This is a genomic window from Streptomyces sp. NPDC037203, from assembly GCF_055605065.1.
The window spans coordinates 188,914-212,730 of sequence record NZ_JBVJUC010000004.1; the positions used below are offsets into that span (position 1 = coordinate 188,914).

General features: G+C 70.9%; 18 protein-coding genes and 1 tRNA gene. 10 read left to right on the top strand and 9 right to left on the bottom strand.

What is annotated here, in order from left to right:
* Positions 1-161 precede the first annotated feature (161 nt).
* The 6 genes from rsmG to rpmH all read right to left on the bottom strand — a co-directional run bounded on the left by rsmG (position 162) and on the right by rpmH (position 3,737).
* On the bottom strand, positions 162-878 hold the full coding sequence (rsmG, locus tag ACZ7EC_RS14270; protein WP_397985051.1) for a 16S rRNA (guanine(527)-N(7))-methyltransferase RsmG: 717 nt from the start codon (positions 876-878) through the stop codon (positions 162-164).
* 118 nt (positions 879-996) lie between these two features.
* Positions 997-1,509 carry a protein jag gene (locus ACZ7EC_RS14275; RefSeq protein ID WP_397985050.1) on the bottom strand — a complete coding sequence of 171 codons (513 nt, stop codon included), beginning with the start codon at positions 1,507-1,509 and terminating at the stop codon, positions 997-999.
* Positions 1,510-1,524: 15 nt separating this feature from the next.
* The gene (yidC, locus tag ACZ7EC_RS14280; protein ID WP_471062376.1) at positions 1,525-2,832 is read right to left on the bottom strand and encodes a membrane protein insertase YidC; all 1,308 of its coding nucleotides are present in this window, start codon (positions 2,830-2,832) and stop codon (positions 1,525-1,527) included.
* A gap of 3 nt (positions 2,833-2,835) precedes the next feature.
* The gene (gene yidD / locus ACZ7EC_RS14285; protein WP_471062378.1) at positions 2,836-3,210 is read right to left on the bottom strand and encodes a membrane protein insertion efficiency factor YidD; all 375 of its coding nucleotides are present in this window, start codon (positions 3,208-3,210) and stop codon (positions 2,836-2,838) included.
* Positions 3,207-3,578, bottom strand: coding sequence for a ribonuclease P protein component (gene rnpA / locus ACZ7EC_RS14290; RefSeq protein WP_078967093.1), 372 nt, complete (start codon positions 3,576-3,578; stop codon positions 3,207-3,209). The genes yidD and rnpA overlap by 4 nt, the downstream gene beginning before the upstream one ends.
* 21 nt (positions 3,579-3,599) lie before the next feature.
* Positions 3,600-3,737: a 50S ribosomal protein L34 gene (gene rpmH / locus ACZ7EC_RS14295; protein ID WP_003956500.1), complete on the bottom strand. Its 138-nt coding sequence runs from the start codon at positions 3,735-3,737 to the stop codon at positions 3,600-3,602.
* Positions 3,738-4,099: 362 nt separating this feature from the next.
* On the opposite strand from rpmH, the gene dnaA reads away from it, so the two are divergent.
* From dnaA to ACZ7EC_RS14340, 9 genes are all read left to right on the top strand, one after another.
* Positions 4,100-6,079 carry a chromosomal replication initiator protein DnaA gene (dnaA, locus tag ACZ7EC_RS14300; protein WP_471062380.1) on the top strand — a complete coding sequence of 660 codons (1,980 nt, stop codon included), beginning with the start codon at positions 4,100-4,102 and terminating at the stop codon, positions 6,077-6,079.
* A gap of 1,352 nt (positions 6,080-7,431) precedes the next feature.
* Positions 7,432-8,562 (top strand): DNA polymerase III subunit beta, encoded by a 1,131-nt coding sequence (dnaN, locus tag ACZ7EC_RS14305; protein WP_085565623.1) that lies wholly within the window; start codon positions 7,432-7,434, stop codon positions 8,560-8,562.
* Between the two features lie 172 nt (positions 8,563-8,734).
* Positions 8,735-9,610: a phosphogluconate dehydrogenase (NAD(+)-dependent, decarboxylating) gene (gene gnd / locus ACZ7EC_RS14310; RefSeq protein WP_471062382.1), complete on the top strand. Its 876-nt coding sequence runs from the start codon at positions 8,735-8,737 to the stop codon at positions 9,608-9,610.
* Positions 9,611-9,703: 93 nt separating this feature from the next.
* On the top strand, positions 9,704-10,825 hold the full coding sequence (gene recF, locus ACZ7EC_RS14315) for a DNA replication/repair protein RecF (protein WP_471062384.1): 1,122 nt from the start codon (positions 9,704-9,706) through the stop codon (positions 10,823-10,825).
* Positions 10,822-11,358 carry a DUF721 domain-containing protein gene (locus ACZ7EC_RS14320; RefSeq protein WP_397985042.1) on the top strand — a complete coding sequence of 179 codons (537 nt, stop codon included), beginning with the start codon at positions 10,822-10,824 and terminating at the stop codon, positions 11,356-11,358. The genes recF and ACZ7EC_RS14320 overlap by 4 nt, the downstream gene beginning before the upstream one ends.
* Before the next feature lie 422 nt (positions 11,359-11,780).
* Positions 11,781-13,823: a DNA topoisomerase (ATP-hydrolyzing) subunit B gene (gene gyrB / locus ACZ7EC_RS14325; RefSeq protein ID WP_471062386.1), complete on the top strand. Its 2,043-nt coding sequence runs from the start codon at positions 11,781-11,783 to the stop codon at positions 13,821-13,823.
* 42 nt (positions 13,824-13,865) lie between these two features.
* Complete coding sequence (gyrA, locus tag ACZ7EC_RS14330; RefSeq protein WP_471062388.1) at positions 13,866-16,460, top strand: DNA gyrase subunit A; 2,595 nt, start codon at positions 13,866-13,868, stop codon at positions 16,458-16,460.
* An 18-nt stretch (positions 16,461-16,478) separates the two neighbouring features.
* Positions 16,479-17,204, top strand: a complete 726-nt coding sequence (locus tag ACZ7EC_RS14335) for a DUF3566 domain-containing protein (protein ID WP_471062390.1) — start codon at positions 16,479-16,481, stop codon at positions 17,202-17,204.
* Positions 17,205-17,292: 88 nt separating this feature from the next.
* Positions 17,293-17,369: transfer RNA gene (locus ACZ7EC_RS14340), tRNA-Ile, on the top strand.
* A 209-nt stretch (positions 17,370-17,578) separates the two neighbouring features.
* On the opposite strand, the gene ACZ7EC_RS14345 is transcribed toward ACZ7EC_RS14340, so the two are convergent.
* Positions 17,579-21,652, bottom strand: a complete 4,074-nt coding sequence (locus tag ACZ7EC_RS14345) for an nSTAND1 domain-containing NTPase (protein WP_471062391.1) — start codon at positions 21,650-21,652, stop codon at positions 17,579-17,581.
* A 576-nt stretch (positions 21,653-22,228) separates the two neighbouring features.
* Between ACZ7EC_RS14345 and ACZ7EC_RS14350 the strand changes: the two genes are divergently transcribed.
* Complete coding sequence (locus ACZ7EC_RS14350; protein ID WP_471062393.1) at positions 22,229-22,417, top strand: ferredoxin; 189 nt, start codon at positions 22,229-22,231, stop codon at positions 22,415-22,417.
* Between the two features lie 17 nt (positions 22,418-22,434).
* Here the strand turns inward: ACZ7EC_RS14350 and ACZ7EC_RS14355 are convergent, their stop codons facing one another.
* Both ACZ7EC_RS14355 and ACZ7EC_RS14360 read right to left on the bottom strand, forming a co-directional pair.
* Positions 22,435-23,211, bottom strand: a complete 777-nt coding sequence (locus ACZ7EC_RS14355; protein ID WP_471062395.1) for a glycosyltransferase family 2 protein — start codon at positions 23,209-23,211, stop codon at positions 22,435-22,437.
* A gap of 185 nt (positions 23,212-23,396) precedes the next feature.
* Entirely contained in the window at positions 23,397-23,795 is a 399-nt protein-coding gene (locus tag ACZ7EC_RS14360) for a DUF6344 domain-containing protein (RefSeq protein ID WP_471062397.1), read from the bottom strand.
* Positions 23,796-23,817: the final 22 nt, after the last annotated feature.

The following is a 23,817-nucleotide window of genomic DNA, read 5'->3' on the forward strand; positions in this document are numbered from 1 at the left end:
TTTCCGGTCGCGGGGTTCGGCCGCGCGGCCGCGACTGATGATGCCGTGCAACAGTGAGCGACGTTTCACGTGAAACAACGATGCACAGCACCGGCGACCGGGACCCCGCGACACTCCGTCGTGCGTGGGCGGGCAGCTTGTGTGGAGTACGTCCGGTCGGCTCAGCGACGCCGGCGGGCCCGGCCCGTGCGCGCAGCCTTCGCCCGCTTGGCGGCGAAGCGCACACCGCCGGGGCTCTCCCCGACCTCGACCCGGACCACCGTGGAAAGGGGGTCCACGATGCCCTCGCCCACATGGAGGATCGAGGTCTCCACCGCACCGAGCTTGCTCAGCGCAGTGGCCGATGCCTTCAGCTCCTCCTCGGCGGTGTCACCCTTGAGAGCCAGCATCTCGCCGTACGGGCGCAGCAGCGGAATCCCCCAGGTGGCCAGGCGGTCCAGCGGGGCCACGGCGCGGGCGGTCACCACGTGGACCGGCGCCAGCTTGCCCAGGACCTCCTCGGCGCGTCCCCGCACGACGGTGACATGGTCCAGGCCGAGCAGTTCGACGACCTCGGTGAGGAAGTTGGTGCGCCGCAGCAGAGGCTCCAGCAGGGTGATGTTGAGGTCCTCGCGGACCAGGGCCAGCGGGATGCCCGGCAGCCCGGCGCCGGAGCCCACATCGCAGACCGTCACTCCCTCGGGGACGGCCTCGGAGAGCACCGCGCAGTTCAGGATGTGCCGCTCCCACAGGCGGGGCACTTCCCGCGGGCCGATCAGACCTCGCTGCACGCCCGCCTCCGCGAGCAGCTCCGCGTAGCGCACGGCATCGGCGAAGCGATCGCCGAATACTTCGCGCGCCTGCTCGGGCGCGGGGGGAAGCTCCGCTGCCTCCGTCACGGGGACCGTCCTTCCGTACAGCGCCGGTGCTTCGCGCACCGGCCACCAGAACTACCAGGCTGACAAAGTTCGGCCCCGCCTGCTCAACAGACGGGGCCGGTGTAACAAGGGGGACCGATCAGGCGGGCAGCACGACGACGAACCGCTGCGGTTCCTCGCCCTCGGACTCGCTGCGCAGCCCGGCGGCCTTGACCGCGTCGTGCACGACCTTGCGCTCGAACGGGGTCATGGGCCGCAGCTTCACGGGCTCACCGGAACTCTTCACGTCGGCGGCGGCCTGGGCGCCCAGTTCGGACAGCTCGGCCCGCTTGGTGGCCCGGTACTCGGCGATGTCCAGCATCAGCCGGCTGCGGTCACCGGTCTCCCGGTGCACGGCCAGACGCGTCAGCTCCTGAAGGGCCTCCAGCACCTCGCCGTCCCGGCCGACCAGCTTCTGCAGATCCCGGCTGCCGCTGTCGCTGATGATCGACACGGAGGCCCGGTCGGCCTCGACGTCCATGTCGATGTCGCCGTCGAGGTCGGCGATGTCCAGCAGACCCTCCAGGTAGTCCGCCGCGATCTCACCCTCCTGCTCCAGGCGGGAGAGGGTGTCTGCACCCTCGGCAGCGGCGGAGGTGGTGCCTTCCGTCACGGGCTGGGCTCCTTCTTACTTCTTGGACGGGGACTTGGGCCGCTGCGGACCGCCCTTGCGCTGGCCGCTCTGGGCCTTGCTGCGGGCGCCCGTGCCGGGCTTCGATGCCTGCTGGGCAGCGGCGGGCTTGCTGTCCTGCGGCTCGTCGGACTTCTCCGACGAGTCGGGCTGACCGGCGGAGTCGGGCTTCTCCAGGGACGGGGAGTCGCCCGCCTGCTTGGTCGCGCCGGACTGGCGCTGGGCCTTGCTCTGGCGCTTGGGCTGCTGGCGCCGCTGGGCGGCACCGGCGGTGGTGATCGCGCCGTCCTCGGTCCCCGCCTCGGTCTCGGCCGCCACGCTCTTGACCACGGTGCCGTCCGCCTGGGCGGCGAGGCCGGCCTTGTTCAGGGCGTTGATGAACTTGCGCTCGAACTCGTTGCGCTCGCGGCCCTTGGCGACGATCGCCTTGATGATCGCCTTCTCGCTGCGGCGGCCGACCTTGCCGTGGTGCGTGACGTGCTTGGTCAGGCGCTCCAGGTACGCGGCCTGGGCCTTGGAGCCCGGAGTCGGGTTGTTGCGGATGACGTACATCTGCTGGCCCATGGTCCACACGTTGGTGGTCAGCCAGTAGACGAGGACACCGACGGGGAAGCGGATACCGAAGAAGGCGAACATGATCGGGAAGACGTACATCAGCATCTTCTGCTGCTGCATGAACGGCGTCTTCACCGTGGTGTCGACGTTCTTCGTCATCAGCTGGCGCTGCGTGTAGAACTGCGACGCCGACATCAGGACGATCATGATCGCGGTGACGACGCGGACGTCGGTCAGCGAGGCGCCGAGCTTCTGCACCGTGTCGGCGCCGTCCAGGAACTTCGCGGCCAGCGGGGCCCCGAAGATGTGCGCCTGGCGGGCGCTGGCGAGCAGGTCCGAGTTGATGTAACCGATCTTGGTGCCCGACGCGATGCCGTTGAGCACGTGGTACAGGGCGAAGAAGAACGGCGACTGCGCCAGGATGGGAAGGCACGAGGAGAGCGGGTTGGTACCCGCCTCCTTGTACAGCTTCATCATCTCTTCGGACTGACGCTGCTTGTCGTTCTTGTAGCGCTCCTGGATCTTCTTCATCTCCGGCTGGAGCGTCTGCATCGCGCGAGTCGCCTTGATCTGCTTCACGAAAAGCGGGATCAGGCAGATGCGGATCAGGATCACCAGGGACACGATGGACAGGCCCCAGGCCCACCCGGTGTCAGGTCCGAAGATCGCCCCGTACACCGTGTGGAACTGGACGATGACCCAGGAGACGGGCCAGGTGATGAAACTGAAGAGGCTGGCAATCGTGTCCACTAATCATGCTCCTTGGGCATGGGACGAGGTCTCTGCGGCCGGGCTCGGAGGAAGCTCGGAGACAAAGTCCTCGGGCTTCGCTTCGGTGGCCGGTTCGGCGGCGGAGGGCCCGCCCCGGCGTGCGCGCCAGGCGTCGCGCAGCAATTCGTGCCACCGCGGACGCTTGCGCGGCGGGACATGGTCCACGCCGCCCAGCGACCACGGATTGCACCGGAGGATGCGCCAGGCGGTGAGTGCCGTGCCCTTGATCGCACCATGCCGGTCGATGGCCGTGTAGCCGTAATGGGAGCACGACGGGTAGTACTTGCACACCGGCCCGAGCAGCGGACTGATCGTCCACTGGTACAGCTTGATCAGAGCCAGCAGCGGGTACTTCATCGCGTGCCCCCTCCCAGCAGCCGCCGTAGGGCGGCATCCAGGTCTTGGGCCAGCTGTGCATGGTCGGCGTCGCCCGCTCCGGGCAGCGCTCGTACCACTACCAGGCTACCGGGAGGGAAAAGTGCGACTCGGTCACGCATCAGATGACGCAGTCTGCGCTTCACTTTGTTGCGCACGACCGCGCCACCCACGGCCTTGCTGACGACGAAACCCGCACGCGTCGGAGGAGCGCTCTCCCCAGGCGCGTGCGGGTCCGTGGCACCGCTACGAAGGTGGACGACGAGCGTCGGGCGACCAGCCCGGCGACCTCGTCGTACAGCGGTCGCGAAGTCCTCGCGCCGCCTCAGCCGGTTCTCGGTGGGCAGCACGATGTCATGACCTGACCGGGATCAGGCGGACAGACGGGCGCGACCCTTGCTACGGCGGGACGCGAGAATCGCGCGGCCGGCACGGGTGCGCATACGCAGCCGGAAGCCGTGGGTCTTCGCGCGACGACGGTTGTTCGGCTGGAAGGTGCGCTTGCTCACTCGGGGGCTCCAGAAAGAATCGGTAGTGGCGGGGTGCCGTCCTGGCTGTCACCGTGCGCCCACGAGTAGCTCGCGTCACGCCCGATTGCACCGCTTCCCGATCACCTGACGCGATCTGTGCCCATCGGAGGCAGGCGGCAGCAGCCATCGACAACTCGACCTGGTTACGGTACGCGGGGCTACGCCATCCGGTCAAACCGAGTGCCGCTGGGAGACACTGTCCACAGGCTGGGGACAACAACTTGAATGCTACCGGCCGCGCTGACTACCGTGGCTGGACCCCGATTCGTTCTTTTGTCCCCCGCCCCGGCGGGTTTGCCCCGCCGACCACCCGAAATTCACCCCGTGAGAGAGCGTGCCCTGTGGCTGACGTACCTGCCGATCTTGCCGCAGTGTGGCCACGCGTACTGGAGCAGCTCCTCGGGGAGGGCCGCGGACAGGGTGTCGAGGTCAAGGACGAACACTGGATCCGCCGCTGCCAGCCGCTCGCGCTGGTCGCGGACACCGCCCTGCTCGCCGTACCGAACGAATTCGCGAAGGGCGTACTGGAGGGCCGTCTCGCGCCGATCGTCAGCGAGACGCTGAGCCGGGAGTGCGGCCGCCCCATCCGCATCGCGATCACCGTCGACGACTCCGCGGGCGAGCCCCCGGCGCCGAGCACGCCGCAGCCGGCCGCCCCTGCCCGCTACGAGGAGCCTGAGCTGCCGTCCGGGCCGTCGTACGAGAGCTACGGCCGCCACCGCGCGGAGCAGCAGCCGGGCGGCGAACCGTCCTCGCGCGGCGACCAGTTGCCCACCGCGCGCCCCGCCTACCCCGCCGAGTACCAGCGTCCGGAGCCCGGCGCCTGGCCGCGCGGCGGGCAGGACGACTACGGCTGGCAGCAGCAGCGGCTCGGCTTCCCCGAGCGTGACCCGTACGCCTCGCCGTCCTCCCGCTCCCACCCGCAGGACCCCTACGGGCCGCCGGTCCACGACTACCGGGACCGCCCCTCCTACGAGCAGCAGCGCGGTGAGTACGACGGCCCGCGCGAGCGCGGGGAGCGGGGCGAGCGCCAGGAGTACGAGCCGTCGCGCCCGGACTACGACAAGCCGCGCGCCGAGTACGAACGGCCGGACTACGACCGCTCCGACTACGGGTCCTCGCGCACCGAGTACGACCAGCGCGATCCCGTCCGCCGCGAGCTGCCCGAGCAGCCGATGGGCGGCGGGCCCGCGCACCGGGGCGGGACCGGGCGGCCGGACGGCTCCTCCGCGGGGGCGTCCGGGCCGATGGCCGCCAAGCCGTCGCCCGCGGGCGGCCCCGGCGAGCCGACGGCGCGGCTGAACCCGAAGTACCTCTTCGACACCTTCGTCATCGGTGCGTCCAACCGGTTCGCGCACGCGGCCGCGGTGGCGGTCGCGGAGGCACCGGCGAAGGCGTACAACCCCCTGTTCATCTATGGGGAGTCGGGGCTCGGCAAGACCCACCTGCTGCACGCCATCGGGCACTACGCGCGCAGTCTCTATCCGGGCACGCGGGTGCGGTACGTCAGCTCGGAGGAGTTCACCAACGAGTTCATCAACTCCATCCGCGACGGCAAGGGCGACAGTTTCCGCAAGCGCTACCGCGAGATGGACATCCTGCTCGTCGACGACATCCAGTTCCTCGCGGACAAGGAGTCGACGCAGGAGGAGTTCTTCCACACCTTCAACACGCTCCACAACGCCAACAAGCAGATCGTGCTCTCCAGCGACCGGCCGCCCAAGCAGCTGGTCACGCTGGAGGACCGGCTGCGCAACCGCTTCGAGTGGGGCCTGATCACCGACGTCCAGCCGCCCGAGCTGGAGACGCGGATCGCGATCCTGCGCAAGAAGGCGGTGCAGGAGCAGCTCAACGCGCCGCCGGAGGTGCTCGAGTTCATCGCGTCCCGGATCTCGCGGAACATCCGTGAGCTGGAGGGCGCGCTGATCCGGGTGACGGCGTTCGCCTCGCTCAACCGGCAGCCGGTGGACCTGGGGCTCACCGAGATCGTGCTCAAGGACCTGATTCCGGGCGGGGAGGACTCCGCTCCGGAGATCACGGCGACGGCGATCATGGCGGCGACCGCGGACTACTTCGGGCTGACCGTCGAGGATCTGTGCGGGACGTCGCGGGGGCGGGCGCTGGTGACGGCCCGGCAGATCGCGATGTATCTGTGCCGGGAGCTCACGGATCTGTCGCTGCCGAAGATCGGCGCGCAGTTCGGGGGGCGGGACCATACGACGGTCATGCACGCCGACCGGAAGATCCGGGCGCTGATGGCCGAGCGGCGGTCGATCTACAACCAGGTGACGGAGCTGACGAACCGGATCAAGAACGGGTAGCTTGCCGCCGGCTTCCGAGCGGACCGACACCCATGGGGCCGGCCGGGAGCGGGACGCTTACCGGCGCTGGCTGGATGCCCGCCCCCGTGGGAGGGGAGCCTCTGCGGCGCGCGACCATCGGGAACCGCCAGTAGAGGCCCCTGTCGTCAGTAGAGGCCCCTGTCGTCAGTAGAGGCCCCTGTCGCCTCTTTCCCAGATGCCATCGTGCCGGACGTATCCGCCGTCGGTGACAAGGCGGCCTTCGCCGGTGACCGGGGCCGGTCACCGGGTCCGTCGTCACCTTCCACCCCCGCCCGGACCACCGCCCGACGGAGTCCGGGCCCCAGGAGACCGCCGGCTGGTCCCGGCTGATGCCGTCGCCGTCGGCTCCGAGGTCGCCCGCGCAGGACGCGCTGATGGCGGGCGGACCGGTCTGCTCCGAGGCGGAGTTCCTGGAGCACGTACGCGAGCCACCCCAACGCCGCCGCCATCGGGACCGTCGGCACCGTCGCTCTCCTCGGTTTCCGTACTCAGAACGGCCGGAGAGCAGCCTCCTGACAGCCCGGAGCGGCGGTCCGCTCGCCACCGCGGTCATCCGCGGTCGTCGCCGGCTGTTCGATTTCTCGGCGGGTTACGGCCTCCCTCCACAGATTCGGGGACTTTCTTTCTTCCACACGGTGGGGATGGTGAAGTTGTCCCGAGGCGTGTCCACAGGGAAGGCGGAGAGATCGCGTCGGTGCAGCTCAGATGGCTGTGGAATCGTGGACGACGGTGATCCACAGGCTGTGGACGGAGAGATCGTCCACAGGGTGTGCATGAAGTTGTCCACCGGCAACCCACAGGCTGGGGGCGGTTGTCCCCAGTGTGGCGTGGCTTCTCCACATGGCTGTCCACTGTTCGGCAATGCGACGCACCCTCTCACCGCGTCGAGTGAAAGGCGTCACACAAAGGTGCCGGGTTGGGGTGTGGGAAACCCGGGTATTCCTGGGGACACAGCTGGGGAGAACTGCCCTCGTCCTGTGGGCGAGGTGTGCAGAACTTTCCGTTCTCCACAGACACCCGCAGTTGTCCACCGCCTCCACCCACAGGCCCGGTGGACAAAAAACCTGCGCTGAGCTGGGCAAACGTGGTTATCCACGGTATCCACAGGCCCTACTACTACTCCCGACTAGAGAGAGTTCGGCAATCGCTTTGAAGCGGGGGCTGTGCACAACTCGCTGTTTCGAGCCCGGCTGCCGCCCGGCCCGACTTGACCCCGACGGGCACCTACTGTCAGTGCGGTGCGTCAGACTGGTCCCCGGTGTCCTTCCCTTCGCAGTGGGCGGTGACACCGAGTCGGAGGACTCAGAAGCAACAGCAGGAGGCGGCTTACGGTGAAGATCCGGGTGGAACGCGACGTACTGGCGGAGGCAGTGGCCTGGGCGGCACGCAGCCTGCCTGCCCGTCCGCCGGCGCCTGTGCTCGCCGGCCTGCTGCTGAAGGCCGAGGACGGCCAGCTGAGCCTGTCGAGCTTCGACTACGAGGTCTCCGCGCGGGTGAGCGTCGACGCCGAGGTCGAGGAAGAGGGCACCGTCCTGGTCTCCGGCCGGCTGCTCGCCGACATCTCCCGTGCGCTGCCCAACCGCCCGGTGGAGATTTCCACAGACGGTGTACGGGCGACCGTGGTCTGTGGATCGTCCCGCTTCACGCTGCACACCCTCCCGGTGGAGGAGTACCCGGCGCTGCCGCAGATGCCGAACGCGACCGGCACCGTGCCCGGCGAGGTCTTCGCCGCCGCCGTGTCCCAGGTGGCCATCGCCGCCGGCCGTGACGACACGCTGCCCGTGCTCACCGGTGTCCGCATCGAGATCGAGGGCGACACGGTGACCCTGGCGTCCACCGACCGCTACCGGTTCGCGGTCCGCGAGTTCCTGTGGAAGCCGGAGAACCCGGAGGCCTCCGCGGTCGCCCTGGTGCCCGCCAAGACGCTGCTGGACACCGCGAAGTCGCTCGGCGCCGGGGACAGCGTGACGCTGGCCCTGTCGGGCTCCGGCGCGGGCGAGGGCCTCATCGGCTTCGAGGGCGCGGGGCGGCGTACGACCACCCGCCTGCTGGAAGGCGACCTGCCCAAGTACCGGACGCTGTTCCCGACGGAGTTCAACTCGGTCGCGGTGATCGAGACGGCGCCGTTCGTGGAGGCCGTCAAGCGTGTGGCGCTGGTGGCCGAGCGCAACACCCCGGTGCGGCTGAGTTTCGAGCAGGGTGTGCTGATCCTGGAGGCCGGTTCCAGCGACGACGCACAGGCTGTGGAGCGGGTCGACGCGCAGCTGGAGGGCGACGACATCTCGATCGCCTTCAACCCGACCTTCCTGCTGGACGGCCTGAGCGCGATCGACTCGCCGGTCGCGCAGCTGTCGTTCACCACGTCCACCAAGCCCGCGCTGCTCAGCGGCAAGCCGGCGCTGGACGCGGAGGCCGACGAGGCCTACAAGTACCTGATCATGCCGGTGCGGCTCAGCGGCTGACCGCTGCCGGCCGCCGTCCACAGGTGTGCACGGAGCCGGGCGTCCCCGAGGGCGCCCGGCACCCCGCCGGATGAGCGCCGGAGCCCACAACTGTGCGTGAACGGGGCCGTTTAGGCTCGGGGCGGCACTCTCGTGCCCCAGACGCCAGCAGCGACCCTAAGGAACACAACAGATGGAGCTCGGTCTCGTCGGCCTCGGCAAGATGGGCGGCAACATGCGCGAGCGGATCCGCCGCGCGGGCCACACCGTCGTCGGATACGACCGCAACCCCGACGTCGCGGATGTCCACAGCCTGGAAGAACTCGTGGACAAGCTCAGCGCTCCGCGGGTGGTGTGGGTGATGGTCCCGGCGGGCGAGGCCACCCAGTCCACCGTCGACCGGCTCGCCGAGCTGCTGGAGCCCGGCGACGTCGTCGTGGACGGCGGCAACTCCCGCTGGACGGACGACGAGAAGCACGCCGGGGAGCTGGCCGCCAAGGGCATAGGCTTCGTGGACTGCGGTGTCTCCGGCGGCGTCTGGGGCCTGGAGAACGGGTACGCGCTGATGTACGGCGGCGACGCCGAGCACGTCGCGCGGGTGCAGCCCGTCTTCGACGCGCTCAAGCCGGAGGGCGACTTCGGCGCGGTGCACGCCGGCAAGGTCGGCGCGGGCCATTTCGCGAAGATGGTCCACAACGGCATCGAGTACGCCATGATGCAGGCCTACGCCGAGGGCTGGGAGCTGCTGGAGAAGGTCGACTCCGTCACGGACGTCCGTGAGGTCTTCCGCTCCTGGCAGGAGGGCACCGTCATCCGCTCCTGGCTGCTCGACCTCGCGGTCAACGCCCTGGACGAGGACGAGCACCTGGACGGCCTGCGCGGTTACGCACAGGACTCCGGCGAGGGACGCTGGACGGTGGAGGCCGCGATCGACAACGCGGTGCCGCTGCCCGCGATCACCGCGTCGCTGTTCGCCCGGTTCGCCTCCCGCCAGGAGGACTCGCCGCAGATGAAGATGATCGCCGCGCTGCGCAACCAGTTCGGCGGCCACGCCGTAGAGAAGAAGTAGTCCACAGGGTCGCCCGGCGATCCACAGCCCGTTCGTCAGCCCGTACGCCTCATCGGCTCGTACGTCGCGCGGAAGGAGGTCGGCGCACCGACCATGCACGTCACGCATCTCTCGCTGGCCGACTTCCGCTCGTACGCGCGGGCCGAGGTGCCGCTCGGGCAGGGCGTCACGGCCTTCGTCGGGCCCAACGGCCAGGGCAAGACCAACCTGGTGGAGGCGGTCGGCTACCTGGCGACCCTGGGCAGCCACCGGGTCGCCACCGACGCGCCGCTGGTGCGCATGGGCGCCGAGCGCGCCGTCATCCGGGCGCAGGTCCGCCAGGGCGACCGGCAGCAGCTGATCGAGCTGGAGCTGAACCCCGGCCGCGCCAACCGCGCCCGCGTCAACCGGTCCCCGCAGGGCAGACCCCGTGACGTGCTGGGCATCGTACGGACCGTGCTGTTCGCGCCCGAGGACCTCGCCCTGGTGAAGGGGGACCCCGGAGAGCGGCGCCGGTTCCTGGACGAGCTGATCACCGCGCGGTCCCCGCGGATGGCCGGGGTGCGCTCCGACTACGAGCGGGTGCTCAAGCAGCGCAACACGCTCCTGAAGACCGCGGCCCTCGCGCGCAGGCACGGCGGCCGGTCCATGGACCTGTCCACCCTCGACATCTGGGACCAGCACCTCGCGCGCGCCGGTGCCGAGCTGCTCGCCCAGCGGCTCGACCTGATCGCCGCGCTGCGTCCGCTGGCCGACAAGGCGTACGAGCAACTGGCCCCCGGCGGCGGCCCGCTCGCGCTGGAGTACAAGCCGTCCGCGCCCGGCGAGGCCCAAAGCCGCGAGGACCTGTACGCGCAGCTGCTGGCCGCCCTGGCCGAGGCGCGCAAGCAGGAGATCGAGCGGGGCGTCACCCTCGTGGGCCCGCACCGCGACGATCTGGTGCTGAAACTCGGCCGGCTGCCCGCCAAGGGGTACGCCTCGCACGGCGAGTCCTGGTCGTACGCCCTCGCCCTGCGCCTCGCCTCGTACGAGCTGCTGCGCACCGAGGGCAACGAGCCCGTCCTCGTCCTGGACGACGTCTTCGCCGAGCTGGACGCGCGCCGCCGCGAGCGGCTGGCCGAGCTGGTGGCGCCCGGCGAGCAGGTGCTGGTCACCGCCGCCGTGGCCGACGACGTCCCCCAGGTGCTGGCCGGGGCGCGGTACGCGGTCTCCGGCGGGACGGTGGAACCCGTATGAGCGGCGAGCAGGACATCCCCGCGAAGAACGCCGGGCCCTCCGGTGTGGACCTCGCGCGCGTGGCGCTGCGCGCGGCGAAGGAGCAGGCCCGCGCGCGCGGCGACGCGGCCCGGCAGAAGAAGCAGGCCCGGCGGGGCGGCGGGCTGCGCTCCGGGGCGCGGGCCGACGGCCGCGACCCGATGGCGCTCGGTTCGGCGATCAACCGGCTGATCACCGAACGCGGCTGGGAGACCCCGGCGGCCGTGGGCGGGGTGATGGGCCGCTGGCCGCAGATCGTCGGCGAGGACCTGGCCAAGCACTGTGTGCCGCAGCGCTACGACGAGGACGAGCGGGTGCTCGTGGTGGCCTGCGACTCCACGGCCTGGGCGACCCAGCTGCGGCTGCTCGCGCCGGCCCTGGTCGCGCGGCTCAACGAGGATCTCGGCCATGGCACGGTCCGGCTGATCAAGGTGCTCGGCCCCGGCGGCCCGGTCCGCCGCTACGGCCCGCTGCGGGCGCCGGGAAGCACGGGTCCGGGCGACACCTACGGGTGACGTACCTCACGTGCCGGCGCCTCGCCCTCCCCCTCTGTCCTGCGGTTTCGCCCCTCGCGCACCCTGGCGCGCAGGGGGCCGGGAGGCGTACCGACCCCGGAGTAGCCAAGGGTTGACGGCTCGAAGCTCTGAGTGCCGCTGTGAGGCTCTTGGAGCCCCCTTCCGCATATCGGTACCCGCCCGAGACCGGTTCAGGGCGGCACATGGGGACTCAGGTACCGGCAAACCCCCATCGATGTCAGCGCTACCGGTAGACTGGAAGACAATCCCGCCCCAACGTGGGGACCGCCCGGGAAAAGCTGAGCAACGCTGATCAAGGCTTACCAACGCAACATGCCGCAGCCGCTCCGGCAGCCTTCCCCCCGCAGGGGGTGCCCCCAGGAGCCCGGCTCGTGCTGTGCCAGTGCCAGAAAGGGCGCTTCGTGGCCGATTCCGGCAACCCCAACGAGAACATCCCGTCCACCGACGCCGGCGTGCACGCCGAGGCCCCGGCGGCCTCGTACGACGCCAGCGCCATTACCGTGCTCGAAGGGCTGGACGCGGTCCGCAAGCGGCCCGGCATGTACATCGGCTCCACGGGCGAGCGCGGACTGCACCACCTGGTGTACGAGGTCGTCGACAACTCGGTCGACGAGGCGCTGGCGGGTTACGCGACCTTCATCGACGTGACGATCCTCGCCGACGGCGGCGTCCGTGTCGTCGACAACGGCCGCGGCATCCCGGTCGGCATCGTGCCCTCCGAGGGCAAGCCGGCCCTGGAGGTCGTGCTGACCGTGCTGCACGCGGGCGGCAAGTTCGGCGGCGGCGGCTACGCCGTCTCCGGCGGTCTGCACGGCGTCGGCGTATCCGTCGTGAACGCCCTGTCCGGCAAGGTCTCCGTCGAGGTCAAGACCGACGGGTACCGGTGGACGCAGGACTACAAGATGGGCGTGCCCACCGCCCCGCTGGCCCGGCACGAGGCCACCGAGGAGACCGGTACGTCGGTCACCTTCTGGGCCGACCCGGAGATCTTCGAGACCACCGAGTACTCCTTCGAGACGCTGTCCCGGCGCTTCCAGGAGATGGCCTTCCTCAACAAGGGCCTGAACATCAGGCTCACCGACGAGCGCGAGTCGGCGAAGGCCACCAGCGGCGCGGACGAGGCGGGCGCGGACGAGAAGGCCGAGGTCAAGTCGGTCACGTACCACTACGAGGGCGGCATCGTCGACTTCGTGAAGTACCTCAACTCCCGCAAGGGAGAGGTGGTGCACCCCACCATCATCGACCTGGAGGCGGAGGACAAGGACAAGAGCCTGTCCCTCGAGGTCGCGATGCAGTGGAACAGCGGCTACAGCGAGGGCGTGTACTCCTTCGCCAACATCATCCACACGCATGAGGGCGGCACCCACGAGGAGGGCTTCCGCGCCGCGCTGACGTCGCTGATCAACAAGTACGCGCGCGACAAGAAGCTGCTGCGGGAGAAGGACGACAACCTCACCGGCGACGACATCCGCGAGGGTCTGACCGCGATCATCTCGGTCAAGCTCAGCGAGCCGCAGTTCGAGGGCCAGACCAAGACCAAGCTGGGCAACACGGAGGCCAAGACCTTCGTGCAGAAGGCGGTCTACGAGCACCTGAACGACTGGCTGGACCGCAACCCGAACGAGGCCGCGGACATCATCCGCAAGGGCATCCAGGCCGCCACCGCGCGGGTCGCCGCCCGCAAGGCCCGCGACCTCACCCGCCGCAAGGGCCTGCTGGAGTCGGCGTCCCTGCCGGGCAAGCTGTCCGACTGCCAGTCGAACGACCCCACCAAGTGCGAGATCTTCATCGTCGAGGGCGACTCCGCCGGCGGCTCGGCCAAGTCCGGCCGCAACCCGCAGTACCAGGCGATCCTCCCGATCCGCGGCAAGATCCTCAACGTCGAGAAGGCCCGGATCGACAAGATCCTGCAGAACCAGGAGATCCAGGCGCTGATCTCCGCCTTCGGCACCGGTGTGCACGAGGACTTCGACATCGAGAAGCTCCGCTATCACAAGATCATCTTGATGGCGGACGCCGACGTCGACGGCCAGCACATCAGCACCCTGCTGCTGACCTTCCTGTTCCGCTTCATGCGGCCGCTGGTCGAGGCCGGGCACGTGTACCTCTCCCGTCCGCCGCTCTACAAGATCAAGTGGGGCCGGGACGACGTCGAGTACGCGTACTCGGACCGCGAGCGCGACGCGCTGATCGAGATGGGGCGCCAGCGCGGCAAGCGCGTCCGCGAGGACTCCATCCAGCGCTTCAAGGGTCTCGGCGAGATGAACGCCGAGGAACTGCGCGTGACCACCATGGACCAGGAGCACCGCGTGCTCGGCCAGGTCACCCTGGACGACGCCGCCCAGGCCGACGACCTCTTCTCGGTACTGATGGGCGAGGACGTCGAGGCACGCCGCCAGTTCATCCAGCGCAACGCCAAGGACGTCCGCTTCCTCGACATCTGAGTCGGTCTCAGCTGACCGCACAGGGAAGGATCTTCACCAGCAATGGCCGACGAGAACACTCCAGTCACCCCCGAAGAGGGCGGCGAACTCGCCATGCGTGTCGAGCCCGTCGGGCTCGAGACCGAGATGCAGCGCTCGTACCTGGACTACGCGATGTCCGTCATCGTGTCCCGTGCGCTGCCCGACGTCCGGGACGGCCTCAAGCCCGTCCACCGGCGCGTGCTCTACGCGATGTACGACGGCGGCTACCGCCCCGAGCGCGGCTTCTACAAGTGCGCCCGTGTCGTCGGCGATGTCATGGGCAACTACCACCCGCACGGCGACTCCTCCATCTACGACGCCCTGGTGCGCCTCGCCCAGCCGTGGTCGATGCGGATGCCGCTGGTGGACTCCAACGGCAACTTCGGCTCGCCGGGCAACGACCCGGCGGCGGCCATGCGGTACACCGAGTGCAAGCTCGCGCCGCTGTCGATGGAGATGGTCCGCGACATCGACGAGGAGACCGTCGACTTCACGGACAACTACGACGGCCGCTCCCAGGAGCCGACCGTCCTGCCCGCCCGCTTCCCGAACCTGCTGATCAACGGCTCGGCCGGCATCGCGGTCGGCATGGCGACCAACATCCCGCCGCACAACCTGCGCGAGGTCGCGGCCGGCGCCCAGTGGTACCTGGAGAACCCCGACGCCTCGCACGAGGAGCTGCTGGACGCGCTCATGGAGCGCATCAAGGGCCCCGACTTCCCGACCGGCGCCCTGGTGGTGGGCCGCAAGGGCATCGAGGAGGCGTACCGCACCGGGCGCGGCTCGATCACGATGCGCGCGGTGGTCGAGGTCGAGGAGATCCAGGGCCGGCAGTGCCTGGTGGTGACCGAGCTGCCGTACCAGGTGAACCCGGACAACCTGGCGCAGAAGATCGCCGACCTGGTGAAGGACGGCAAGATCGGCGGCATCGCGGACGTCCGCGACGAGACGTCGTCCCGTACCGGCCAGCGACTGGTGATCGTCCTGAAGCGGGACGCGGTCGCCAAGGTCGTGCTGAACAACCTGTACAAGCACACCGACCTGCAGACGAACTTCGGCGCCAACATGCTGGCGCTGGTCGACGGCGTGCCGCGCACGCTGTCCCTGGACGCGTTCATCCGGCACTGGGTGACGCACCAGATCGAGGTCATCGTGCGCCGGACCCGGTTCCGGCTGCGCAAGGCGGAGGAGCGCGCGCACATCCTGCGCGGTCTGCTGAAGGCGCTGGACGCGATCGACGAGGTCATCGCGCTGATCCGGCGCAGCGACACCGTCGACGTCGCGCGCACCGGCCTGATGGGCCTGCTGGAGATCGACGAGATCCAGGCGAACGCGATCCTGGAGATGCAGCTGCGGCGCCTGGCGGCCCTGGAGCGGCAGAAGATCGTCCAGGAGCACGACGAGCTCCAGGCGAAGATCAACGAGTACAACGAGATCCTGGCCTCCCCGGTGCGCCAGCGCGGCATCGTCAGCGAGGAGCTGGCCGCGATCGTCGAGAAGTACGGCGACGACCGCAAGACCAAGCTGATCCCGTACGAGGGCGACATGTCCATCGAGGACCTGATCGCCGAGGAGGACATCGTCGTCACCGTCACGCGCGGCGGTTACGTCAAGCGGACCAAGACGGACGACTACCGGGCGCAGAAGCGCGGCGGCAAGGGCGTGCGGGGCACGAAGCTGAAGGAAGACGACATCGTCGACCACTTCTTCGTCTCCACCACGCACCACTGGCTGCTGTTCTTCACCAACAAGGGCCGGGTGTACCGGGCGAAGGCGTACGAGCTGCCCGAGGCGGGCCGGGAGGCGCGCGGCCAGCACGTGGCGAACCTGCTGGCCTTCCAGCCGGACGAGGCGATCGCCGAGATCCTCGCCATCCGGGACTACGAGGCGGCGCCGTACCTGGTGCTGGCCACCAAGTCCGGCCTGGTCAAGAAGACGCCTCTGAAGGATTACGATTCGCCCCGCTCCGGCGGCGTGATCGCGATCAATCTGCGGGAGCGGGAGGACGGCAGCGACGACGAGCTGATCGGCGCCGAGCTGGTCTCCGCCGACGACGACCTGCTGCTGATCAGCAGGAAGGCGCAGTCGATCCGGTTCACCGCCACTGACGAGTCCCTTCGCCCGATGGGCCGCGCCACCTCCGGCGTCAAGGGGATGAGTTTCCGCGAGGGCGACGAGCTTCTCTCGATGAATGTGGTGCGACCCGGTACGTTCGTGTTCACTGCCACCGACGGCGGGTACGCGAAGCGGACCCTCGTCGACGAGTACCGCGTCCAGGGCCGCGGCGGCCTCGGCATCAAGGCCGCCAAGATCGTGGAGGACCGCGGTTCGCTCGTCGGGGCGCTGGTCGTGGAGGAGACCGACGAGATCCTCGCGATCACTTTGTCCGGTGGTGTGATTCGCACGCGAGTCAACGAGGTCAGGGAGACGGGCCGTGACACCATGGGCGTCCAACTGATCAACCTGGGCAAGCGCGATGCCGTGGTGGGTATCGCACGTAACGCCGAGGCGGGGCGCGAGGCGGAGGAGGTCGACGGCGAGGATGCCGACGACATCGCCGCCGAGGCCGCTCAGGCCACCGGCACGGACGAGGGTGAGGCGCCCTCGGCCGAGTAGCACGAGGAGTGAGTCATCGTGAGCGGAGCCACGGGCGCCGGATCGGCCGGTACCTCCACGGGTACGGAGACGGACGGCGGCGGCCGTGGCTCCGCCGCGCATGCGGGGGCGGCCGGCGACCCGCAGACGACCAATCTGAAGCCGGTGCGGGCGTCCGCGGCGGACGCCTCCGGCACGTCTGCACCCCAGGGGGGAACTGTGACGGACACCCGAGGCCCGGCCGCGGCCGGCGAGGCGCAGTCGTCGTCTCCGCTCCCCGGCGAGCGGCGCCCGGAGCAGCCGGCCGGGCCGTACCACCCGCCGCAGGCCTACCCGGCGCAGCCGACGGCCGGCGGGGTACGGCGCCCGCGCACCGGGGTGCGTACGGCGCCGCGCACCCGCAAGGCGCGGCTGCGGGTGGCCAAGGCCGACCCGTGGTCGGTGATGAAGGTCAGCTTCCTGCTCTCCATCGCGCTCGGCATCTGCACGATCGTGGCCGCGGCGGTGCTGTGGATGGTCATGGACGCGATGGGCGTGTTCTCCACGGTCGGCGGGACGATCTCGGAGGCGACGGGCGCGACCGAGGCGAGCGGCTTCGACCTCCAGTCCTTCCTCTCGCTCCCGCACGTCCTGATGTTCACGACGATCATCGCGGCCATCGACGTCGTCCTGGCCACCGCGCTCGCCACCCTCGGGGCCTTCATCTACAACCTCTCCGCGGGCTTCGCGGGGGGCATCGAACTGACCCTGGCCGAGGACGAGTGACGCCCGCCGGGAACCGATTTTGGGACTGACGTGGTCGTGCGCTAATCTTCAGGAGTCAGCGCGCGGGACACACACCGCAAAGCGCGGCGGGGCTATAGCTCAGTTGGTTAGAGCGCATCCCTGATAAGGATGAGGCCACAGGTTCAAATCCTGTTAGCCCCACCAGCGAGAAGACCCCCAGTCGATACCGGCTGGGGGTCTTCTGCATGTGCGGCTGATTCCCCGGCCGGCATTCGAGTGCCGGCGCGGACGGGAACGCGAAAGGCCCGATCGCTGGCGACGGGGGATGCACCAGCGATCGGGCTATGGCCAAGGGTAACAAGGTTGTCGCCGCTGTGGTGCCAAGTCAGCGGGAAAAAGCGGAAGTTGGCCGATCAGTTGTCACACGGAGGGTCGTAGGACAGGCGGGGGAGGTACTCGTGCCACTTGTCGGGGGTGAGGACGCCGCGGGTGACCGAGCAGATGTGGTCGATGGCCGGGCCGGCGTCCAGGTTCCACAGCCGGACCGTGTCGGGGCCGCTGGAGACGCCGAGGACGCGGCTGCCGGGGCTGAAGGACAGGAAGGTGCCGGTCTTGGCGTTGGGCGTCATGGACTGGCCGATGGGCCGGGCCGCGGCGGGGTCGGTGACGTTCCACAGCCGGACCGTGTTGTCGTCGCCGCCGCTGGCCAGCGTGTTGCCGTCCGCGTCGAAGGTCAGTGAGGTGACCGCCTCGGTGTGGCCGGTGAGCGGATCGCCGATGGGCCGGGCCGCGGCGGGGTCGGTGACGTTCCACAGCCGGACGGTGTCGTCGTCGCTGCCGCTGGCCAGCGTCCGCCCGTCCGGGGTGAAGACGAGCGCGTTGACCGGGCCGGTGTGCCCGGTGAGCGGGGCGCCGAGGGGTTTCACCGCACCCGGCCGGGACACGTCCCACAGCCGTATGGTGCTGTCCGCGCTGCCGCTGGCCAGGGTGTGCCCGTCCGGGCTGAAGGCGAGCGCGTTGATGTAGCCGTGGTGGCCGGTGAGCGGGTCGCCCAGCGGGGCCGGGCGAGCCGGGTCGGACACGTTCCACAGCCGTATGGTCCGGTCGTCGTTGGCCGTGGCCAGGGTGTGCCCGTCGGCGCTGAAGGCGAGCGCGTCGGGGCCCATGAAGCGGGTCCGCAGCGGCAGGGCCGGGCCGGGCCGGAAGGGGTGGGCCGGGTCGGCGACGTTCCACAGGTACACCTTCTGCTCGGCCGTGAGCACGGCGAGGGTGCGGCCGTCCGGCGAGAAGACCATGGTGTCGGCGCCCTCGCCGCTGCGGAACGGCGGGCCCAGCGCCACCGGCCGCCCCGGACGCGCCACGTTCCACAGCCGCAGCCGCCCGTCGCGCGCGGTGGTGGCCAGCAGCCGCCCGTTCGGGCTGAAAGCCCCGCTGCGGCCGATCATGTCCGAGGTCGGGATCGACCACAGCCGCACCTTGGCGTCCCCGCTGCCGGTGGCGAGGGTACGGCCGTCGGGGCTGAAGCCCAGCGCGTACATCTCGCCGCTGCTGCCCGCGAGGGGCTCGCCGATCTGCGAGGGGGAGTCCGGGTCGCTGACGTTCCACAGGCTGGCCGTGCTGTCCGCGCTCGCGGCGGCGAGCCGCCCGCCGTCGGGGCTGAACGCCACCGACCAGACGGGCCCGGTGTGCCCGGTCAGGGGCGCGGCGAGCGGTCTCGCGGCGGCCGGGTCAGCGATGTTCCACAGCCGTACGGTGTCGTCCGCGCTGCCGCTGGCCAGGGTGCGCCCGTCCGGGCTGAAGGCGACCGAGTGCACGATGTCCGTGTGGCCGCGCAGCACGCCCAGCGCGGCCGGCCGGCGCGGCTCGGTCACCTTCCACAGCCGGATCTTGCGGTCGTCGCCGCCCGCCGCCAGAGTGCGCCCGTCGGGGCTGAAGGCGACGCTGCGCACGGCCGCGGTGGGCCCGTGCAGCACGGCGAGCGCGCTGGGGTGCGCCGGGTCGGTGACGTTCCACAGCCGTACCGTGCCGTCCTCCCCGGCGGAGGCGAGGGTGCGCCCGTCGGGACTGAAGGCGACCAGGTAGATGGTGCCCGAGTGGCCGGCCAGCGGGGCGCCGAGCGCGGCCGGGCGGGCCGGGTCGCGCACGTTCCACAGCCGGATCATGCCGTCGTCGCCCGCGCTGGCCAGCACCCGCCCGTCGGGACGGAACACCGCGCTGCTCACCCAACTGGCGTGCCCCGTCAGGGGCTTGCCGAGGGAGCGGGGCCGGGTCGGGTCGGACACGTTCCACAGCCGTACGGTCCGGTCGTAGCTGGCCGTGGCCAGGGTGCGGCCGTCGGGGCTGAAAGAGGTCAGGTAGACGGCCCCGGTGTGGCCGGACAGCGGGGTGGCCAGCGGCGCGTTCACGATGGAGATCAGACGGCTGTAGGTGCCCTCGTCACCGGGGCGCAGTTCGTGGGCGACCAGGTCCAGCTGGGCGGCGAGGGACGGGTCGGTGTGCTGCACCCGGTCCGCCTCGGCGAGCACCTGTTCGAACACGGCGTCGTCGCGCTGCTGCCAGGCGATCACCGCGGAGCCGCCCGCGACCAGCGCGAGCACCACCAGGGCCGCCACCGCCGCCCGGCTCAGCCACACCGTGCGCTTGCGCAACCGTACCGAGGCGGCCAGGAACTCCACCGCGCTGCGGGTCAGATAGGTGTCCCCCGCCGAGCGCGCCCAGGCGCGGGCCTGTTCCAGCCGGGAGCCCCGGTAGAGCAGTGAGCTGTCCCGCTCCGAGTCCTCCCAGGCCCGGCCGTCCTCCTCCAGGCGCTGGCGCAGCAGATGGTCGTTGCGGTTGTCGTCGATCCAGTGCCGCAGCCGGGGCCAGGCGTGCAGCAGCGCCTCGTGGGTGATCTCCACGGTCTCCGCGTCCAGCGTCACCAGCCGGGCCCGGACCAGCGCCTCCAGGGACTCCTCGGTCTTGCCGGGGTCCGCCGACTCCTGGGACAGCTGCCGCCGGGTGCCGCGCCGCCGGGTGGCCACGGTGTCCTCGCCGAGCCGCACCAGGCGCAGCAGGAGCAGCCGGGCCGCCGTACGGGCGGCGGGGTCCAGGCGCGACCAGGCGCGTTCGGCGGTCGCGGCGACGGCGCCCTGGATGCCGCCCGCCGCGCGGTAGCCGGCCAGCGTCAGCTTGCCGGCCTTGCGGCGCTGCCAGGTGGCCAGCAGGGCGTGCGAGAGCAGCGGGAGCACGCCCGCGTCGTGCGCCCCGCGCGGGCCGTCGGCGCTCACCTCGCGCACGATCAGCTCGGCGAGGCCCGGTTCCAGCTCCAGGCCCACCGCCTTGGCCGGCCCGGTCACCGCGTCGCGCAGTTCGCCGCTGGTCAGCGGGGGGAGCACCATGTGCCGGTGCTGGAGCGCGTCGGCCAGCTCCGGATAGCCGAGGCACTGCTCGTAGAAGTCGGCCCGGATGCCGAGCACGACCAGCACGGGCGCGGGCCCGGACGCGCCGAAGGGCGGCGTGCAGGAGGCGTGCAGCAGTTGGATGAAGGTACGGCGGTCCGCCTCGTCCGGGCAGAGGGTGAAGGCCTCCTCGAACTGGTCCACGATGACCACCGGCCGGACCCCCGGCGGTGCCTCCCGGCGCGCCCACTCCGCGACCGCCGCGCGGGCGCCGCGCACGATCCGGGGCGCCTCGGCGCCCGTCACCGCGGCGGCGCCTTCCTCGCGGGCCGCCGCCCGCTCGGCCGCCCGCGCCTCGGCGGCCACGGGCGCGAGGTCGGGGATACGGCGGACCAGTTCGGCGAGCGGGTCGGCGCCGGGCACGAGCTGGACGACGGTGGGCCGCAGCCCGGTGCCGTCGTCCGGCTGCGCGGCGAGCCCCGCGCCGGCCAGGGCACCGCCCGCGATCGCCGGGACCAGGCCGGCGTTCAGCAGCGAGGACTTGCCCGCGCCCGAAGCGCCGACGAGCATCACCAGGCCGCCGGTACGGCCCGCGGTGCGCAGTTGGGCGATGATCGCCTCGGTGCTGCGCTCCCGGCCGAAGAACCAGCGCGCGTCCTCCTCCCGGTACGGCGCGAGACCCCGGTAGGGGCACACACCGCCGGTGATCGGCGGGGCCTGGCCGGGCGGCCGGCCGCTCTCCTCGGCCGGTGCGGCGGAGGGCGCCACCCGGTCGCCCACCGGGTCGGCCAGCGCGCGCTCCCACTGCCGCTGCCAGTGGGCGAGGTCGTACAGGCCCGTGGAGACCGGCTGCGGGCGGGTGCGGCGCGCCTCCGGGATCAGGATCTGGAGCACCGCCGCGAGGGCGGTGAACTGGGCCGGCACGTTCTTGGCCCGCCGCCAGTCGCTGATCCGCTGCGCGGAGACCCGCACCGGACGGCCGCGCTCGTCGACGCGCTGGAGCCGGGCGACCGCCTCGGCGACGCTTTTCAGGGGAGGATTTCCGGCCTCCTTGTAGAGCAGCGCGAGGCGCTCGGCGAAAGCTGTGCGTGCCCCTGAGTCGGAACCCAAGGTCCCACCCCTCACTTCCCCCTGCCTGCGGACGTCCGGACCGGAAAACTCACCTTATACGGCTGACCTGCGGATAAGCCCTGCGCCGGAGACCGGGGCCTCCTCCCCGGCGGTGCCACATGGCAGGATCGCAACCCCGGTAGCGGAACCGTCACACACCGTCCGGACAGGCCAACGGCCCGGCGCTCGGAGAGAGACCTCATGGCGTTGCACATTTTCGGTCGACTTTCACCGGAGAACGCGAGCGGCCGGCGATCCGTCATCTAGCCGGGCCCGCCCGGACGACCCCCCACCCCCACCCCCACTTCCCGCCCCCACTACTTCCCATGCTTCGATCCGCGCCGCTACGCCGACGAGGCGCGGATCGACGTCCCGCACCGCCCGGCACCGGTCCCCACGAGGGGAGGGACCGGTGCCGGCGGGCAGGGGACATGTCCGGCGCCCATCACCTCTTTACCTGACGGTATGTCAGCTGCGGGGTGGTGGCGGCTTGGAGACGGCGCGGCGGCCGGTTGAGCGGCGGTCCGGCCGGGCAGTGACGTCCTGGAACCCGAACTGCCCACGGCTGGAGGACGTATGAAGGTCACCGTCGACCGCGCCGCGTGTTACGGCTCCGCGGAGTGCGCGTTCCGGGCGCCGGACGTGTTCGCCTTCGAGGACGGTTACGGCGTGGTGCTCCCCGGCAAGGAGGAGGCCGCCGGCGAACCGGGGGTCCGGGAGGCGGCGGAGCGGTGTCCCTCGCAGGCGATCGTGCTCGGGGACTAGAAGCGCCGGTACGGCCCTCATCGTGCCGGATACGTCCAGCCGAGGTCGGCCAGCGCGCGGGCCCGCGCCTCCGCGACCGCCGCGCGGGCCGTGCGCTCGGCGGGGTCGGCGTGGGAGGACTGGCCGGTGGCCTGCCCTTCCCACTTGCGGTAGAGCAGTCCGGCCTCGGCCGAGAACCAGCCGCGGCTCACCGCGTCCAGCGCCAGCAGCAGCCCGGTGTCCTCGGAGGCGGGCAGCGCCATCCAGCCGCCCAGCGCGGTCAGCAGCTCCCGGCGCACACAGAGGGTCGCCGGATGGACCGGCGGCCGGAAATCGTTCGCCTTCCAGTGCCGCAGCACGGTGCCGCGGTCCAGCGGGCCCTCGTCCGGGTCGCCGGGAAAACCGGCCGTGGAGCCGTCGGGCAGCAGGTCCAGGACCCGGCAGGTCGTCCAGCCGAGGCTCGGGTCGGCCTCCAGGACGGCGAGGTCGCGGGCGAGCGCGCCCGGCGTGAGCCGGTCGTCGGCGTCCAGGACCTTCACATACGCGCCCCGCGCGTGCGCCAGCGCGATCGTGCGGGCGACCCCCGGACCACCGGGTCTGCCCTGGTGGAAGACGACCCGCGGGTCCTCGGGGACGTACGGGCGGACCTCGTCCGTCGTGCCGTCCTCCTGGATCACCCACTCCCAGCTCGCGCCGCCGGGCAGTTCCTGCGCGCACAGCGACGCCCAGGCGTCCGGCAGGAACCGGGCCGACGGGGCGTGGACGGCGGTGATGACGGTGACAACGGTGGCGCGCCGGGTCACGGCAGCACTCACCACCTCTCAAAGACCTCTCCGGGATGTCGCGGCCATCGTCTCAGGCTCCGCCCGGGCGGTTCGTGCCCCCGTGGAACGCGCGGAACCCCCGGCCGTGGGGCCGGGGGTTCTTTCCGTGTCGACCGTGCGTACGCAAGTCGCCGAGTTGTCGAGACGTCGCGGTGCCGAAGGGGAGGAGGGGCGGTTCAGCAGTCGAGCGAGGTGGCGGAGCGCTGGCCCTCGGTCTCCTGGCCCGTCCGTTCCGTCTCCTGCGCCTCGCGGTTCTTCTGCGCCTCGCGCTCCTCCGGTGTCAGCTGGGTGTCGTCGAGGGGGCGGTGCCGGCAGCTGGGGGACTTCCCGTGGGCCTCGGCCCTGATCCGCTGCTTCATCGTGGGGGGCAGGGCCTTGGTCGCGGACCAGGTCCCATGGCGTGGTGCCGGGATCGCCGGGACCGTGCGGGGCGCGGTCTCGGAACGCGGGCTCTCGGTGTGCGGCGCGGCGGTCGCCGGGGCGGTGGCGGCGCTCATGAATCCGAGCGTCGTGCACAGTGCGAGAAAGGCGGTGACGATGGCAGTCCACAGCTTCATGACCTTGTTCCGGTCCATGGCCCCTCACTTTCGGGTTGGG